The organism is Geminisphaera colitermitum TAV2 (genome assembly GCF_000171235.2).
Classification (GTDB): domain Bacteria; phylum Verrucomicrobiota; class Verrucomicrobiia; order Opitutales; family Opitutaceae; genus Geminisphaera; species Geminisphaera colitermitum.
The window spans coordinates 1-15097 of record NZ_ABEA03000022.1; the positions used below are offsets into that span (position 1 = coordinate 1).

13 protein-coding genes and 2 pseudogenes are annotated in these 15097 nt (G+C 60.8%); all 15 read left to right on the plus strand.

Translation table 11 applies throughout. From position 1 onward, the window contains the following. Positions 1 to 26 precede the first annotated feature (26 nt). The 15 genes and pseudogenes from OBACDRAFT_RS03330 (at position 27) to OBACDRAFT_RS03385 (ending at position 15064) form a co-directional block, all read left to right on the plus strand. A complete protein-coding gene (locus tag OBACDRAFT_RS03330; protein WP_043582760.1) occupies positions 27 to 1643 on the plus strand; it encodes an extracellular solute-binding protein in 1617 nt (538 codons plus the stop codon). 275 nt (positions 1644 to 1918) lie between these two features. Further along, positions 1919 to 2638 carry an ABC transporter ATP-binding protein gene (locus OBACDRAFT_RS03335; protein ID WP_043582762.1) on the plus strand — a complete coding sequence of 240 codons (720 nt, stop codon included), beginning with the start codon at positions 1919 to 1921 and terminating at the stop codon, positions 2636 to 2638. Between the two features lie 218 nt (positions 2639 to 2856). Further along, entirely contained in the window at positions 2857 to 3573 is a 717-nt protein-coding gene (locus OBACDRAFT_RS03340; RefSeq protein WP_043582764.1) for an ABC transporter permease, read from the plus strand. 71 nt (positions 3574 to 3644) lie between these two features. Further along, complete coding sequence (locus OBACDRAFT_RS03345) at positions 3645 to 5558, plus strand: GldG family protein (protein ID WP_043582766.1); 1914 nt, start codon at positions 3645 to 3647, stop codon at positions 5556 to 5558. A gap of 119 nt (positions 5559 to 5677) precedes the next feature. Then, positions 5678 to 5971, plus strand: a pseudogene (locus OBACDRAFT_RS31345) (DUF4340 domain-containing protein); the annotation flags it as partial. Between the two features lie 137 nt (positions 5972 to 6108). Then, positions 6109 to 6396, plus strand: a pseudogene (locus OBACDRAFT_RS29250) (DUF4340 domain-containing protein); the annotation flags it as partial. Between the two features lie 246 nt (positions 6397 to 6642). Then, positions 6643 to 6816, plus strand: coding sequence for a hypothetical protein (locus OBACDRAFT_RS29255; RefSeq protein ID WP_232766600.1), 174 nt, complete (start codon positions 6643 to 6645; stop codon positions 6814 to 6816). 759 nt (positions 6817 to 7575) lie between these two features. After that, the gene (locus OBACDRAFT_RS27840) at positions 7576 to 7938 is read left to right on the plus strand and encodes a hypothetical protein (RefSeq protein WP_157836896.1); all 363 of its coding nucleotides are present in this window, start codon (positions 7576 to 7578) and stop codon (positions 7936 to 7938) included. Continuing rightward, positions 7872 to 8612, plus strand: a complete 741-nt coding sequence (locus OBACDRAFT_RS03360) for a hypothetical protein (protein WP_157836897.1) — start codon at positions 7872 to 7874, stop codon at positions 8610 to 8612. Before OBACDRAFT_RS27840 ends, OBACDRAFT_RS03360 begins: the two co-directional genes overlap by 67 nt. 40 nt (positions 8613 to 8652) lie before the next feature. Next, positions 8653 to 8901 carry a hypothetical protein gene (locus OBACDRAFT_RS27845; protein ID WP_157836898.1) on the plus strand — a complete coding sequence of 83 codons (249 nt, stop codon included), beginning with the start codon at positions 8653 to 8655 and terminating at the stop codon, positions 8899 to 8901. A 33-nt stretch (positions 8902 to 8934) separates the two neighbouring features. After that, the gene (locus OBACDRAFT_RS03365) at positions 8935 to 9933 is read left to right on the plus strand and encodes a formylglycine-generating enzyme family protein (RefSeq protein ID WP_043582773.1); all 999 of its coding nucleotides are present in this window, start codon (positions 8935 to 8937) and stop codon (positions 9931 to 9933) included. A gap of 191 nt (positions 9934 to 10124) precedes the next feature. Beyond that, entirely contained in the window at positions 10125 to 11714 is a 1590-nt protein-coding gene (gene serA / locus OBACDRAFT_RS03370; RefSeq protein WP_043582775.1) for a phosphoglycerate dehydrogenase, read from the plus strand. Positions 11715 to 11724: 10 nt separating this feature from the next. Further along, positions 11725 to 12426, plus strand: coding sequence for a glycerol-3-phosphate 1-O-acyltransferase PlsY (gene plsY / locus OBACDRAFT_RS03375; RefSeq protein ID WP_052360994.1), 702 nt, complete (start codon positions 11725 to 11727; stop codon positions 12424 to 12426). Then, positions 12423 to 13748: a homoserine dehydrogenase gene (locus tag OBACDRAFT_RS03380; protein ID WP_043582777.1), complete on the plus strand. Its 1326-nt coding sequence runs from the start codon at positions 12423 to 12425 to the stop codon at positions 13746 to 13748. Before plsY ends, OBACDRAFT_RS03380 begins: the two co-directional genes overlap by 4 nt. Before the next feature lie 98 nt (positions 13749 to 13846). Further along, a complete protein-coding gene (locus OBACDRAFT_RS03385) occupies positions 13847 to 15064 on the plus strand; it encodes an aspartate kinase (protein ID WP_043582779.1) in 1218 nt (405 codons plus the stop codon). The last annotated feature ends 33 nt before the right edge of the window (positions 15065 to 15097 follow it).

The following is a 15097-nucleotide window of genomic DNA, read 5'->3' on the forward strand; positions in this document are numbered from 1 at the left end:
CCCCTCCCCCCCTCCCCTTCAATGCAATGAAACGCGAAAACATCGGTAACATCATCGGCCTCCTCCTCCTCCTCGGCTGCTTTGCCTTTGCCCTCTTCAAAGTTTTTGGCCGCACCCGCGCCGAAGCCCGGGGCGGCGAAGTCATCCGCTTTGCCCACTGGCAACTCGAAGGCGGCTTGAGAAAAGCCTTCGACCAACTCGCCCGCGACTACGAAAAACTCCACCCCGGCGTCACCATCGAACAACTTGCCATCCCCGAGCGCACCTACGCCCAGTGGATCCAGACCCAGCTCATCGGAGGCACCGCCACCGACATCCTCCAACTCGGCCGCCTCAGCGCCGGCGAAGACGAAATGCTCGCCCGCTTCTTCCACCCCCTCTCCGACCTCGTCGAGCAACCCAACCCCTACAACAAAGGCACCGCCCTCGAAACCACTGCCTGGCGCAACACCTTCATCGACGGCCTCGTCGGCGGTTTCAACTACCGCCCCAACCTCCTCGAATACTACGGCGTCGGCATGTCCATGCACACCACTCGCGTCTATTACAACGAAACCCTCTGGAAACTCATCCTGGGCGACACCCCTCCCCCCACCGACTTCGACCAATTCATCACCATCTGCGACCGCGTCCGCGACTACGCCAAAAAAACCGGCGCCAAAGTCATCCCCGTTGCCGGCTCCAAAGCCAACGGCCCCGCACTCATTGACAAACTCGCCGCCAGCCAGACCCAGCGCCTCGCCCGCACCGTCCTGCGCAACTACTCCATGAAACAAGACCCCGCAGAAATCGGCATCAGCTACCTCCGCGGCGACTGGACCCTCGACACCCCCGCCATCGAAGGCGCCCTCTCCATCATCCGCGACGTCGGCCTGCGCCTCCAACCCGGCTACATGTCCGTCACCCGCGAAGACTCCGCCTTTTACTTCGTGCAATCCCGCGCCCTCATGATCGCCGCCGGCAGTTGGGACGCCCCCAGCTTCCGCCAGCAAGCCCCCTTCCAGATCAGAGTATTCAACATCCCGATACCCGCCCGCACCCATCCCAAATACGGTGCCAACGTTTACGGCCCCGCCTCCGAAGCCGCCACCCAGGTCGCCCTCAGCTTTGGCATCTGCCGCGAATCCCCGCACCGCGAACGCGCCATCGACTTCCTCCACTACCTCACCTCCCAAACTGCCAACGCCCGCTTCAGCCAGATGAGTGACTGGCTCCCCGCCATCGTGGACGTGGACGCCCCGCCCTTCGTCCAGCCCTTCCTCCCCCGCACCGAAGGCTACGTGGACGGCTTCGGCATCGGCAGCATTGGAGCCAACACCAAGCGCATCCTCGAAAACGCCAACAACAACCTCGTGCAAGCCGCCGGCTCCATTGAAGAATTCAAAAGCATTGTTGCCCCCCGCCTGCCCGGAGCCGTCCGCCAGGATCTCGCCCGTCAGGTCCACATTGCCCGCCTCAACATCGGCCGCCAGGACATCATCCTCGCCGCCAGCAACGAACTCCTCTCCTATCTCGGCGCCGACAACAAAGACCTCCAGCGCCGCATCGGCGAAACCATCGAAGCGCAAAACCAGCAGGAAGGCACCCGCGCCTGGATTCAGAGCGAACTCGACCGCCGTCCCACGCCTGCCGCGCACAACTGACGAAGGATTTCGGAGAACTCCTAAAATTACATTTTTGAACAGCAAAGTCGCTAAGGCGCAAAGGAAGAAATTTCTTTGATTGTTTTGTAGTTAATTAAAAATAAATAAGATGCAAAAATTCACAATTCTTTATTCTGATCTTCGCGGCTTTGCGTCTTCGCTGTTTTCTTCAATTTTTAGAACCTCCCTTCGGTAATTTTCGCTGGAACCTTCTTTGCGAACCCGTTTCCCATCCGTCTTCCAGTTCCTCCACTGCCATCCAGCAACTCCACACAATGATCGAAGTCAAAGGTTTGGTGAAAAACTATGGCGACAAGCGCGCCGTTGATAACGTCAGCTTCCGCGTCCAACGCGGAGACATCCTTGGATTCCTCGGCCCCAACGGCGCCGGCAAATCCACCACGATGAAGATGATCACCGGCTACATCACTCCCACCGCCGGCACTGCCATCGTTGCCGGCCACGATGTGCGCCAGAACCCCGTTGCCGTCAAACGCGCCATCGGCTACCTCCCCGAAAGCGCCCCGGCCTACGGCGAAATGACCGTCGAGGAATTTTTGCGCTTCATTGCCGAAGCGCGCAGCTACCGCGGCGACGAACGCCAGGCCAGAATCGACCGCGCCATCAAGCTCACCCACCTCGACACCGTCCGCCGCCAGACCATCGAGACCCTCTCCAAAGGCTACCGTCAGCGCGTGGGCTTTGCGCAAGCCCTCCTCCACGACCCCGCCGTCCTCATCCTCGACGAACCCACCGACGGCCTCGACCCCAATCAGAAAAACGAAGTGCGCACCCTCATCAAAAGCATGGCTGCCGAAAAGGCCGTCGTCCTCTCCACGCACATCCTCGAAGAAGTCGAAGCCATCTGCACCCGCATCATCATCATCAACGAAGGCAAGCTCGTGATCGACGAAACCCCCGAAGCCTTCCGCGCCCGCAAACCCGGTGCCCGCCTCGACGAAATCTTCCGCACCCTCACCGAGGCGAAAAGCTGAACCGTCAAATCCAACTACGCAGAGGACACAGAGGAATCACAGAGAGCAATGAGGTCACAACGCCTCCCCCTCCCGCCTCCGTCCTCTTCAAACCTATTCTTCTTAAAAACCATTCGCCAATGAACCACTCATCCAGCCGGACAGTTCTCCCCAAACTCTGTGCCACCTCTGTGTCCTCTGTGTAATTTTCCGACAACCCATACCCAGCCCATCCTCCCATGACCTGCACCGTCTTCAAACGCGAATTCCTCGGCTACTTCCGCTCTCCGGTCGCCTACGTCTTCCTCATCGTGTTCCTCGTCGCCTCGGTCGGCCTCGCCTTCTTTATCGGCAACTTTTTCAAGGCCAACCTCGCCACCCTTGAGAGCTACTTCATGTTTCACCCCTGGCTCTTCCTCTTCTTTGCCCCCGCCGCCGGCATGAGACTCTGGGCCGAGGAAAAACGCAGCGGCACCCTCGAACTCCTCTTCACCCTCCCCATCACCACGCTCCAGGCCGTCATGGGCAAATTCCTCGCCGCGTGGGCCTTTCTTGCCCTCGCCGTCCTCCTCAGCTTCCCCATGGCCCTCACCGTCGGCTACCTCGGCAACCCCGACTGGGGCGTCATCGCCAGCAGCTACCTCGGCTCCATCCTCATGGCCGGCGGTTTTCTAGGCATCTGCTCCCTCACCTCCGCCCTCACGCGCAACCAAGTCATCAGCTTCGTCCTCAGCGTCATTGTGTGCCTCGTCCTCGTGCTCCTCGGCTGGAGCGTATTCAACGGCGCGCTTGGCACCTTCCTCCCTGCGTGGGGCGTGGACCTCGTGGCCAACACCGGCTTCATCCCGCACTTCGATTCCTTCACCAAAGGCATCATCGACCCCAAGGACCTCATCTACTTCCTCTCCCTGATGGGCTTCACCCTCTTCCTCAACGTCGTCGTCCTCGAACGCTAAGCCTCCCCCCCCCCCCGCTCATCACTCTTCAACCTTCAGTCCTTTAGCCCTTCAGCCTTCAGTCCTTTACCATGAAACTCGGAAGCAAAATCATCGCCGTCGTCCTCCTCGTTGCTGCGGTCTTCCTCATCAATTACCTCGCCACCCGCCTCCCCGTCCGCGTGGACAGCACCTCGGGCGGCATCTACACCCTCTCGCCCGGCACCAAGTCGATCCTCACCAAGATCGAAGAACCCATCACCCTCGACTACTACTTCTCGCGCGACGCCGAAGGCCTTCCCGTATCCTACAAAAACTACGCCGCCCGCGTGCAGGAACTCCTCCGCCAGTACGTCCGTGCCTCCAAAGGCCGCCTCACCCTCAACGTCGTCAACCCCAAGCCCGACACCCCCGAGGAAGAACGCGCCACCAGCTACGGACTCCAAGCCCAGACCATCCCCACGACCGGCGAATCCGTCTTCTTTGGAGTCGTTGCCATTCAAGCCGACCAGCAAAAATCCATCCCCGCCCTCAACCCCCAGCGCGAAGCCTTTCTTGAATACGACCTCTCGCAGTTGATCTACTCCGTCCAGCAAATCGAAAAACCCCGCCTCGGCCTCATCACCAGCCTCCCCCTCCGCGGCCAGCAGCCCAACATGATGATGATGATGCAACAGCAACAACGCGGCACCCCCCCCCAGTTCATCTACACCGAATGGGAAAAAACCTTCACCCTCGTCCCCATCGAAGCCACCGCCACCGAACTCCCCGCCAACCTCGCCGCCCTCGCCATCATTCACCCCCAAGGACTCAGCGAACAACTCGAATACGCCATCGACCAATTCCTTCTCGGCGGACACTCCGTATTCCTCGCCCTCGACCCCAGTTCCCAACACTTCGCCCGTCAAGGCGGCCAGATGGCCATGATGGGCATGCCCCCGCAAAACGTATCCAGCGACCTCCCCCGCCTCCTCAAAGCCTGGGGCATCACCTACAACCCCGAAAACGTCGTCGGCGACCTCAAACTCGCCACCCCCATCAACACTGGCCGCTCCGTTGAACGCTACCCCATCTGGCTCAGCCTCACCCGCGAAAACCTCGGCTCCACCGCCCAACCCACCGCGCAATTGAACACCCTCCTCTTCCCCAACGCCGGTAGTTTTATTGTCAATACAGTGGATACGGGCAAAAACCTCGAAGTCACGCCCCTTGCCGAGTCCAGCGACCAAGCCGGAGACCTCCCCAGCTTCACCCTGCAAATGGCGCAGCCCGACGACATCGCCAAACAAATCATCCCCACCGGCAAGAAACTCCTCGCCGCCCAAATCACCGGCGTATTCAAGACCGCCTTCCCCGACGGCGCGCCCAAGGCCACCAAGGACGCCGACAAAACCGACGACGCCGACAACAAGGCCCCTCCCGCTCCCGCCTCAGCTGCCGCCACCGCCAAGACCCTCCCCGAAGGCAAATCCACCCTCATTCTCGTCGCCGACACCGACTGGCTCTTTGACGACTTCAGCGTGCGCCGCTTCAACTTCCTCGGCACCGAAGCCGCCGAACCCCTCAACGACAACCTCGCCTTTGGCAGCAACATCGTGGAAGCCATCGCCGGTGCCTCCGACCTCATTTCCCTGCGCGGCAAAGCCGACGCCAACCGACCCTTCACCGTCGTCCGCGACATGGAAGTAGCCGCGCAGAAAAAATATCAGGCCAAGCTCTCCGAACTCGAAGCCCGCCTCAACGAAGTGCAAAGCAAGCTCAGCCAGCTCGTCGGCAAGTCCACCGAAGGCAACCGCCTCGTCGCCACGCCCGAGATGCAGAAAGCCATCGAAGACTTCCAGAAACAAGAAGTGCAAATGCGCCGCGAACGCCGCGAAATCCGCCGCTCCCTCCGCGAAGACATTGACGCCCTCGAATACAAACTCGCCGCGCTCAACCTCCTCGCCGTCCCCGCCGCCATCATCGTCATCGGCCTCCTCTTCCACCGCGCCCGCCGCAAACGCTGAAAAAAGTAGCCAACACCTAACCTGGTAGGGAGGCCTCTCCGAGGCCTCCGCTCCGCGCCGCTCCCCTCCCCCCCCCCCCCCCTCCGAAACCCAAGCTCCATCCATCACCTCCATTTCGCATGAAACTCAAGACCCTCCTCCTCGCCGTTCTCCTGCTTGCCGCGCTCTCGGGGGCCGCCTATTTCGCCACCCGCCCGCAGCCGCCCGCCACCTCGCCCGAAGGCAACGGCCGCGCCGGACAACCGCTTGCCCCCGCCGCAAAAATCACCGAAGCCGCCCGCGTCAAAATCACTGACGACGGCAAGACCGTTGAACTCGCCCGCCACGCCGACGGCACCTGGCACGTTGCCAGTTACTACGACCTCCCCGCCGACTTCTCCAAACTCACCCGCCTCGTCGCCGACCTCACCGGTGCCAAAATCGAGCGCTACGTCACCGCCGACCCCGCCCGCATTCAACGCCTCGAATTCAAAGGCACACAAATCGCCTTCTACGGCCCCGACACCACCGACAAAACCAGCACGCCTCCCCCCCCCCCCCTCTCTGGTCCATCGACCTCGGACGCACCGCCGACTCCGGCGGACGCTTTGTCCGCTACACCGGCGAAGACAAAACCTACCTCGCCAAACTCAGCCTCTGGCTCGACACCGAATCCAAAAACTGGGCCGACAGCGCCCTCACCCAGATCAAGCCAGCCGACATCGCCAAGGCTGAATTTACCTTCCCCGAAGGCGCTCCGCTCTCCCTTGCCCGCAAAGACAAGGACAGCCCCTTTGAAACCACCCCCGCCCGCGAAGGCCAGACCGTCAAAGCCGACGCCATCACGACCCAACTCAACAACCTCACCGGCCTGCGCCTCAGCAACACCGCCGAACCCGACGCCAAAGACGCCAAGGACGCCCGCGAGCACGCCCGTACCGTAAAACTCACTACCTTCGACAACCGCACCCTCACCATCGCCCTTGGCCGCCGCCCCGCTGTCGAAGCCCCTCCCCCCCCCCCCCCCCCAGCCGAACCCGCCAAAACCGATGCCACCAAGCCGGACACCGCCGCCCCGGCCACGCCCGCCGTTCCCGCCGGTCCCGTGTATGTATTTATCCAAGACACCAAGGCCGACGCCCCTGTGAACGCCCTCATGCAGAAGCGAGCCGTTGAAGTTTACGAATTTGTTTACACCAGCCTCCCCTCCAAGGCCGACGACCTCTTCGCCCCCACCCCGGCTCCCGGAACACCCCCGACGCCCACCGACGCAAAGTGACCGCCCCCCCGGAGGGCGGGTCTCCTGACCCGCCAGACGCGGCGCAGCCGCGCCCATCCGAAATCGGAACCCTCGTAACATCAGTGAAACCACGCAGCCAACCACGGAACAGCCGTTTTTCAGACAGTTTCGAGCGAAGTGACAGTGCTTCAAAACAGCACCCTCTTCCCTATCTGCATAGTGTTCACGCCACGGCGCGACGGACGCCACGCTGAGAGGCAACAGCAGGCTGACGGCGTTGCGCCGCGTGAAATCCATCCTGCAGAGGGAAATCATGCTCTCCGATGCACGATTTCTCAGGATAGTTTTACGGATGCGTTTCCGTTCTCGCATCACCTCCCACCGAAAACAGCGAAGCGCCGTGAGATTTTTAAATGACCACTTGACACCCCATTCTCGGCCCGTCTTTTTCTGCCGCACATTTGCGTCAGGGACGCGCACACCGAACGAATCAACGAGCAACCGAAACCACTTGGGTCGAACCCGCTAACTGCTTGAAAATGAGCTTAAACGCGACATACGGGACTACACAAAGCTCCCAAGCTCCCAAGCTCCCAAGCTCCCAAGCTCCCAAGCTCCCAAGCTCCCAAGCTCCCAAGCTCCCAAGCTTAGCTTAAGCTGTGTCAGCATAGAACACCCAAACAAGGGGGTACCATGTCCAGACGGGACGACGCGGAAACGGGAAGGGACGAGACAATACGCTTCAGGCAATTGCGTCCCTTCTCCCGTCATTTCTGACAACTCTCCCGCGACGGGAGGATGCTCTCCCACGACGGGAGGATACTCTCCCGCGACGGGAGGATACTCTCCCACGACGGGAGGATACTCTCCCACGACGGGAGGATGCTCTCCCACGACGGGAGGATGCTCTCCCATGACGGGAGGATACTCTCCCATGACGGGAGGATACTCTCCCATGACGGGAGGATACTCTCCCATGACGGGAGGATACTCTCCCATGACGGGAGGATACTCTCCCATGACGGGAGGATACTCTCCCACGACGGGAGAAACGTCCATTCAGCCTACCCGAAAACCAAAAACGAAAGCATAAAATGTCCACTAAACACACTAATCGCAATTACTTGCCGACGACCGAGACGGAAGCCTACCTCTGGCTGACCAACCTTGCGCAACAACTACCCTCCGTGGCCAACCTGCTCGGCATCGGGCAAAAAGTCCCCCCCCTGGTGCAAGCCGCGCAACTACTCACCGACACCCACCGCTACCATCAAGCCACCCGCAGTCTGGCCGAAGAACGCACCGCCAACAAAAACGAAGCCGCCTGGAACCCCATAGGCCAACACGTTTACGTGCGCCCCACCACCACCGACACCGGCCCCCAAGCCACCCAAAGCGCCGAAGCCGGAGCCTACCCCCTGGCCATCGCCCTATGCGACGACATCCTCAGCAACCGGAGCGGCAAACTCGATCAGGCAATAAAAGACCTCCTGCGCCTCAACCCCCTGCCCAAACACCCACCCGGAGCGGTCACCGGAACCAAACCCCAATACGAAGCCCTGATCGACCACAACCAACTCACCATCAAACTCACCAAAGCCGGCTACCAATATTTTATGGTGAAGATCGACCACGGCACGGGCGAATTCGACGCCGAGCACGTCGTGCACGAAAGCCCCTTCAAAGACCCCACCCCCCTCCCCACCGACACACCGCAGATGTGGCGCGTGCAGGTGTTTGGATACGCCAAAGGCAACCACGTGGGCATCCCCGGCGACATTATAGACGTAGCCGCCAAAGCCTACCTCGCCGAACACTCCGAAGGCACCGGCTGATTTCTCCCTTTCTCCCGCACGATGAGAAACCAAAAGCCAAATGATATTCCGAGTGGCGCGGGCTTTTTCTGCCAATCCCAAACGCCCGCATTCCGATGTAGCGCAGGCGTCCCGCCTGCAATCCAGCCTGCTGCGCGAAGCGCCGCACTCCATAAAAGTCACCGCGCTTCGCGCTATAGACAAGATGGCAGGCAGGATGCCTGCGCTACGTCAGGATGCGGGCGGGACGCCCGCGCCACCTTTGTTTAACCCCAATCCGGCGGCAGGATGCCGCCGCTCCGTATCCTGAATTTAAAAGTCTCAATCCCTTTTTCCCGCACCTATGAAAAGCCAAAAGCAAAATGATACAGTCACGCTTCCGCGTGTCTTTCTTAAACTCGGAGCGGCGGCGGCCATCGCGCTCCTTTCAACGCATCTCGAAGCCGCCTCTTCTATCAACATCCCGACCGTGACGGTGGGCGACATTGGCAATGCCACGGACCCCGCCACCGGTTCGCTCTACGGCTCTGTGAGCTACGAGTATCAGATCGGGAAGTATGAGGTGACGAACGGGCAATATGCGGCGTTTTTGAACGCCGTGGACAGCACCGGGGCTAACACGTATAATCTCTACAACAGCAACATGGGCAGCAATGCCAACCTTGGAGGCATCACGTGGAACGCAGGCAGCAGCCAATACGAGACGAAGGCCGGGTTCGACCTGAAGCCCGTGAATTACGTATCATTTTATGATGCTGCGCGGTTCACGAACTGGCTGACGAGCGGGGACACGGAAAACGGGCTGTATGTGTTCAGCGGAGCGACGACTATCACGAGTTTTCCTGACCACGCGACGAGCAGCGGCTGGGCAATCGCGAGCGAGGACGAATGGTATAAGGCCGCGTATTACAATGGAGACGGCACGTATCGCACATATCCGGTGACAGGCACGTTGAGCCAGACCACAGCGAATTACTATAGCGATGATGGTGTGATGCCTGGAGGGACGTATCTAGCGGATGTGGATTATTATGATGATGTGACTGGAGCTGGTTCGACGTATGGTACGTTCCAGCAGGGGGGGAACGTTTATGAGTGGACTGATACGCTTGTATACGGAATTACCCTTGTGACGCGTGGCGGTTCGTTCGGCCACGACGACTACGAACTCTTCTCTTCGACCCGCGACAGCAACATGCACGCCACCGAGGACGACAGCATCGGATTTCGCGTTTCGTTGCTGGGCAGCCAGCCGTCCGTGCCCGAGCCGAGCACGTATGCCGCGCTGGCCGGACTGGCGATGCTGGCTTACGCTGTGAGCGTGCGTCGTCGCCGCCGTTGAATCTGACATTTGCCTCCGACGGAGCGTAATTGCTGTTCACTTTCACATACACAAAGGGGACGGTCGCCTTTCCGGGTTGCCGTTCCTTTTTTTTGCCCCCCCCTCCCCCCTCACGCGCAGGCGCACAACCTTTTCCTTGCTAGCCGCCCGGCCGCCTTGTTCGCTGGGCGGCTTTACTGTCTATTTTGTCCATGAAAATCCTAGTCGCCGACAAGATCTCGCCCAAGGGAGTCGCCTACTTGCGTCAGCAAGAAGGCTTCGAAGTGGTGGAGGCTTACGGCTCCTCCCCCGAAAAGGTTCTCGAACTCGTCAAAGACGTTCACGCCATCGCCGTCCGTTCGGAAACCAAAATCACGCGCGAAGTCATTGCCGCCGCCCCCCAGCTCAAAGTCGTGGGCCGCGCCGGAGTCGGCGTTGACAACGTCGATGTCGAAGCCGCCACCGAACGCGGCGTCGTCGTCATGAACACCCCGGCGGGCAACACCATTGCCACCGCCGAGTTGACCTTTACGCACATCCTCTGCGGCTCGCGCCCCGTCTCCCAGGCCGCCGCCTCGATGCGCGAAGGCAAGTGGGACCGCAAATCCTTCAGCGGCGTCGAACTCTTCAAAAAAACGCTTGGCGTCATCGGCATGGGCCGCATCGGTGGCGAAGTCGCCCGCCGCGCCGTCGCCTTCGGCATGAAAGTCCTTGCCTACGACCCCTACCTCGCCCCCAGCCGCGCCAAGGCCATGCAAGTCGAAGTCGCCACCCTCGACGAAATCCTTGCCCAAGCCGATTACATCACCGTCCACATGCCCCTCACGGACGACACCAAATACATGATCGACGAGGCCGCCCTCGCCAAATGCAAGAAAGGCGTCCGCCTCTTCAACTGCGCCCGCGGCGGCATTATTAAGGAAAGCGCCCTCATTGCCGCGCTCAAGAGCGGCCACGTCGCCGCCGCCGGCCTTGACGTTTACGAAGACGAACCCCTTGCCAAGGATAGCGAACTGCGCGCCCTCCCCAACGTCGTCCTCACCCCGCACCTCGGCGCCTCCACTGCCGAAGCGCAGGAATCCGTCGGCATCGAAATCGCGGAACAAATCGCCGACGTCCTCAAGACCGGTGCCATCCGCAACGCCGTCAACATGCCCTCGGTCGATGCCACCACCGCGCAAGTCCTCGGCCCCTACATCAACCTCGGCACCAAGCTCGGCACGCTCGTGCAGCAGATCGCGCCGCAACAGATCGCCAAAGTCCGCGTCATGTATCACGGCAAAATGGTCGAACTCGACGCCAACGCCGTCACCCGCGCCATCCAGCACGGCTTCCTGCGCCGCATCAGCGGCGACGAAGTCAACACCGTCAACGCGCCGATCTTCTTCCAGCGCCTCGGCATCGACTTTGAAGTCATCAAGACGAGCGACACCACCGACTACACCGAACTCATGCAAGTTGAGGCGATCACGCCTGCCGGCGAAATTTTTAGCGCACGCGGCACCCTCATCGGCAAGAACAACGAACCCCGCGTCGTCGGCATCAACGGACGCGAAGTCGAAGTCGCCGCCGAAGGCCAGCTCCTCGTCTTGGAGAACACCGACAAACCCGGCATGGTCGGCATGGTCGGCACGCTCCTCGGCAACGACGGCGTGAACATCGCCGACATGTCGCTCACCCGCCTCATCCTCGGCGGCACCGCCTACATGGTGGTGCGCGTCGATCACGAACCCAGCCCGACCGCCCGCAAAGCCCTCAAGGACAACCCGGCCGTCAAGTTCGCCAAGTTCGTGCAACTGTAATTAAAAAATCATGACGGACACCACGGTATTGGTGATCTTTGCTGCCATCATCGGTTACCTTCTCGGAGCTCTTCCCTTTGGCTACCTGATGGCCCGCCGCTTTGGCATCAACATCTTTGAGCACGGCAGCAAGAACCCCGGCGCGACCAACGTAAAACGCGTGCTCGGCGAGAAATTCGGCGTGCTCGGCAAACGCGCCGGCACCCGAGTATTCCTGCTCGACGCCTGCAAAGGCGCACTCGCCGCCGGATGGCCTCTGCTGATCCTGCCACTGATACACCAACGCGTGCAGCCACTCGGTGTCACCACCGAGTGGATTGACGTTCCCGCATTCGACACCGCCACGATCACCACCACTGCCATCACTGGCCTCATCGCCGCGCTCATCGGGCACAGCTTCTCCTGCTTCACCCGCTTTCGCGGCGGCAAAGGCGTGGCGACTGCTGCAGGCGGACTGATCGTGTTGCTCCCCATTCCTGCACTCATCGCACTCGTCGTCTGGGCGCTCACCTTTCACTTCTCACGCTACGTATCCCTCGCCTCGATACTCGCCGCCATTGCCCTCCCTGCTGCCACCTGGCTCCTCCCCCCCCTCTCCCCCCCCCCACTCGCAATCCTCGCGACCCTCATCGGAGCCTTTGTCATCCTCCGCCATCGCGCCAACATCACCCGGCTCCTCAACGGCACCGAAAACAAATTCGTCAAGAAATGAGCAAACCCACCACCATCAACATCGGCATCTGCGGACTCGGCACCGTCGGGCAAGGCGTGTGGAAACACATCGAACAAAAACGCGCTGCGCTCGAAGCCCGCACCGGCGCGCAACTCGTGCTCCGCCGCGCCTCCGTCCGCGACCTCAAGAAAAAGCGCGCCATCAAACTCCCTGCCACCGCGCTCACCACCGATCCCCTCTCCATCGCCACCGACCCCAACATCCACATCGTGTGCGAACTCATTGGCGGCACCACCCTCGCGCGCAACATCACCCTCGCCGCCCTCCGCCTCGGCAAAACCGTCGTCTCCGCCAACAAAGCCCTCCTCTGCGAACACGGCCCCGAACTCCTCGCCACCGCGCAAAAACACGGCGCGCAATTTTTATTCGAAGCCTCCGTTGCCGGCGGCATTCCCATCATCAAAGCCATCCGCGAAGGCCTTGCCGCCAACCGCTTCCCCCTCATCTACGGCATCCTCAACGGCACCTGCAATTACATCCTCACCCGCATGGACCGCGAAGGCCTCAGCTACCCCGCGATCCTCACCGAAGCCAAAGCCCTCGGCTACGCCGAAGCCGACGAATCCCTCGACGTTGACGGCTGGGACACCGCCCACAAAGCCTCCGTCCTCGCCTGGCTCGCGCACGGCATCTGGGTGCCCACCAGCAAAATGATCGTCGAAGGCATCACGCAGATCACCCAGGCCGACCTCCAATTTGCCCGCGAAAACAACTACGCCATAAAACTCCTCGCCGTCATCGCGCGCGACACCGCCCATGCCCGCGGCGGCCTCTCCGTGCGTGTTGCCCCCACGCTCCTCCCCCGCGCCAAAGTGCTGGCCAACGTCAACGAAGTTTACAACGGCGTCTCAGTCACCGGCGACGTCGTCGGCGAGACCGTTTACATCGGACGCGGCGCCGGCCAAGACCCCACCGCCAGCGCCGTCATCGCCGACATCATCGATGCCGCCCTGAACATCCAACACCCAACAACCAACACCCAACAACCCGCGTCCAACATCCGGCGTCCGGCGTCCGGCGTCCCGCATCCCGCCACGCCCGAGTCGATCCGAGGCAGCTATTACCTCCGCCTCGACGTCAAAGACGAACCCGGCGTCCTGGCCAAAATCGCCACCGTCACCGCCCGCGCCCGCGTCAGCATAGCCAGCGTCTCGCAACACCCCGGCGAACGCCCCGACGCCGCCTCGCTCATTCTCACCACGCACGAGAGCAACGAAAAAGCCATCCGCGAAACCCTCGCCCGCCTCGCCAAACTCCCCTGCGTATTGTCCAAACCACTACTCCTGCGCATTCACGAATAAATCGAATTAAGAGTTAAAAAAAACGAACCAACCATCCAACCCCTCCTCCGCTCCTCCTTCTTAATTATTAATTTTTAATTCTTAATTTTTTTCCACCCATGTCCCGAATAGTCCAAAAATATGGCGGCACCTCGGTTGGTGACGTCGAACGCATCAAAAACGTCGCCAAGCGCATCAAGACCTACCGAGACGAAGGCCATCAGGTTGTCGTCGTCGTGTCCGCCCGCTCCGGTGTGACCAACGAACTCATCGCCCGCGCCAAATCCATCACCCTCGAACCCGACGACCGCGAGATGGATCAACTCCTCGCCGTCGGCGAACAAGAGACCATCGCCCTCACCGCCATGGCCCTGCACGCCCTCGGCGTCCCCGCGGTGTCCTACACCGGCGCGCAAGCCGGCATCCTCACGGACAAAGTCCACACCAAAGCCAAAATCAAAAACATCAAAGCCGACGCCATTGCCCGTGACCTCGACGCCGGCAAAGTCGTCATCGTTGCCGGCTTCCAAGGCATCAACGAAGAAGGCCGCACCACCACCCTCGGACGCGGCGGCTCCGACCTCAGTGCCATCTCGCTCGCTGGCGCCCTGCACGCCGACAAATGCGAAATCTACACCGACGTTGACGGCGTTTACACCGCCGACCCCCGCATCGTCAAAGACGCCAAAAAACTCCAGGAAATCTCCTACGACGAAATGCTCGAACTCGCCTCTGCCGGATCAAAGGTCATGCAGTCGCGCTCCGTCGAATTTGCCGCCAAATACAACGTCGTTTTCGAAGTCCGTTCATCCTTCAACAACAACCCAGGAACCATCGTGAAACAAGAAGTCGCCTACATGGAAAAAGTCGTCGTGCGCGGAGTCGCCGTGGACAAAGACCAAGCCAAGATCATCGTCAGCAACATCCTCGACAAACCCGGTTCTGCCGCGAAGGTCTTCCGCGCCCTCTCCGACGCGAACGTCAATGTGGACATGATCGTGCAAAACGTCGGCCGCAACGGCATCGCCAACCTCACCTTCACCGTTGCCGGCACCGAAACCCAACGCGCCCAAAAAGCCCTCGTCCCTGTCCTCGACGACATCGGCGGCGGCCACGTTGCCGTGCACGAAAACATCGCCAAACTCTCTGTTGTTGGCGTCGGCATGAAGACCCACAGCGGCGTTGCTGCCACCCTCTTCCAAAGCCTCGCGGATGCCAGCATCAACATTGAGATGATCAGCACCTCCGAGATCAAAATCACGGTGGCCATTGCCAAGGAACAAGCCGACGAAGCCGCCCGCCTCGTCCACAAAGCCTTCGGTTTGGAAAATCTCTGAGACAAATCCAAGAAACGGCAGGGGGGGAGCGCT

Excerpts from the sequence above, each read along its gene's own strand:
- OBACDRAFT_RS03330 (WP_043582760.1), top strand. The coding sequence starts at position 27 with ATGAAACGCGAAAACATCGGTAACATCATCGGCCTCCTCCTCCTCCTC.
- OBACDRAFT_RS03335 (WP_043582762.1), top strand. The coding sequence starts at position 1,919 with ATGATCGAAGTCAAAGGTTTGGTGAAAAACTATGGCGACAAGCGCGCC.
- OBACDRAFT_RS03340 (WP_043582764.1), top strand. The coding sequence starts at position 2,857 with ATGACCTGCACCGTCTTCAAACGCGAATTCCTCGGCTACTTCCGCTCT.
- OBACDRAFT_RS03345 (WP_043582766.1), top strand. The coding sequence starts at position 3,645 with ATGAAACTCGGAAGCAAAATCATCGCCGTCGTCCTCCTCGTTGCTGCG.
- OBACDRAFT_RS27840 (WP_157836896.1), top strand. The coding sequence starts at position 7,576 with ATGCTCTCCCACGACGGGAGGATACTCTCCCGCGACGGGAGGATACTC.
- OBACDRAFT_RS03360 (WP_157836897.1), top strand. The coding sequence starts at position 7,872 with ATGTCCACTAAACACACTAATCGCAATTACTTGCCGACGACCGAGACG.
- OBACDRAFT_RS27845 (WP_157836898.1), top strand. The coding sequence starts at position 8,653 with ATGATATTCCGAGTGGCGCGGGCTTTTTCTGCCAATCCCAAACGCCCG.
- OBACDRAFT_RS03365 (WP_043582773.1), top strand. The coding sequence starts at position 8,935 with ATGAAAAGCCAAAAGCAAAATGATACAGTCACGCTTCCGCGTGTCTTT.
- serA (WP_043582775.1), top strand. The coding sequence starts at position 10,125 with ATGAAAATCCTAGTCGCCGACAAGATCTCGCCCAAGGGAGTCGCCTAC.
- plsY (WP_052360994.1), top strand. The coding sequence starts at position 11,725 with ATGACGGACACCACGGTATTGGTGATCTTTGCTGCCATCATCGGTTAC.
- OBACDRAFT_RS03380 (WP_043582777.1), top strand. The coding sequence starts at position 12,423 with ATGAGCAAACCCACCACCATCAACATCGGCATCTGCGGACTCGGCACC.
- OBACDRAFT_RS03385 (WP_043582779.1), top strand. The coding sequence starts at position 13,847 with ATGTCCCGAATAGTCCAAAAATATGGCGGCACCTCGGTTGGTGACGTC.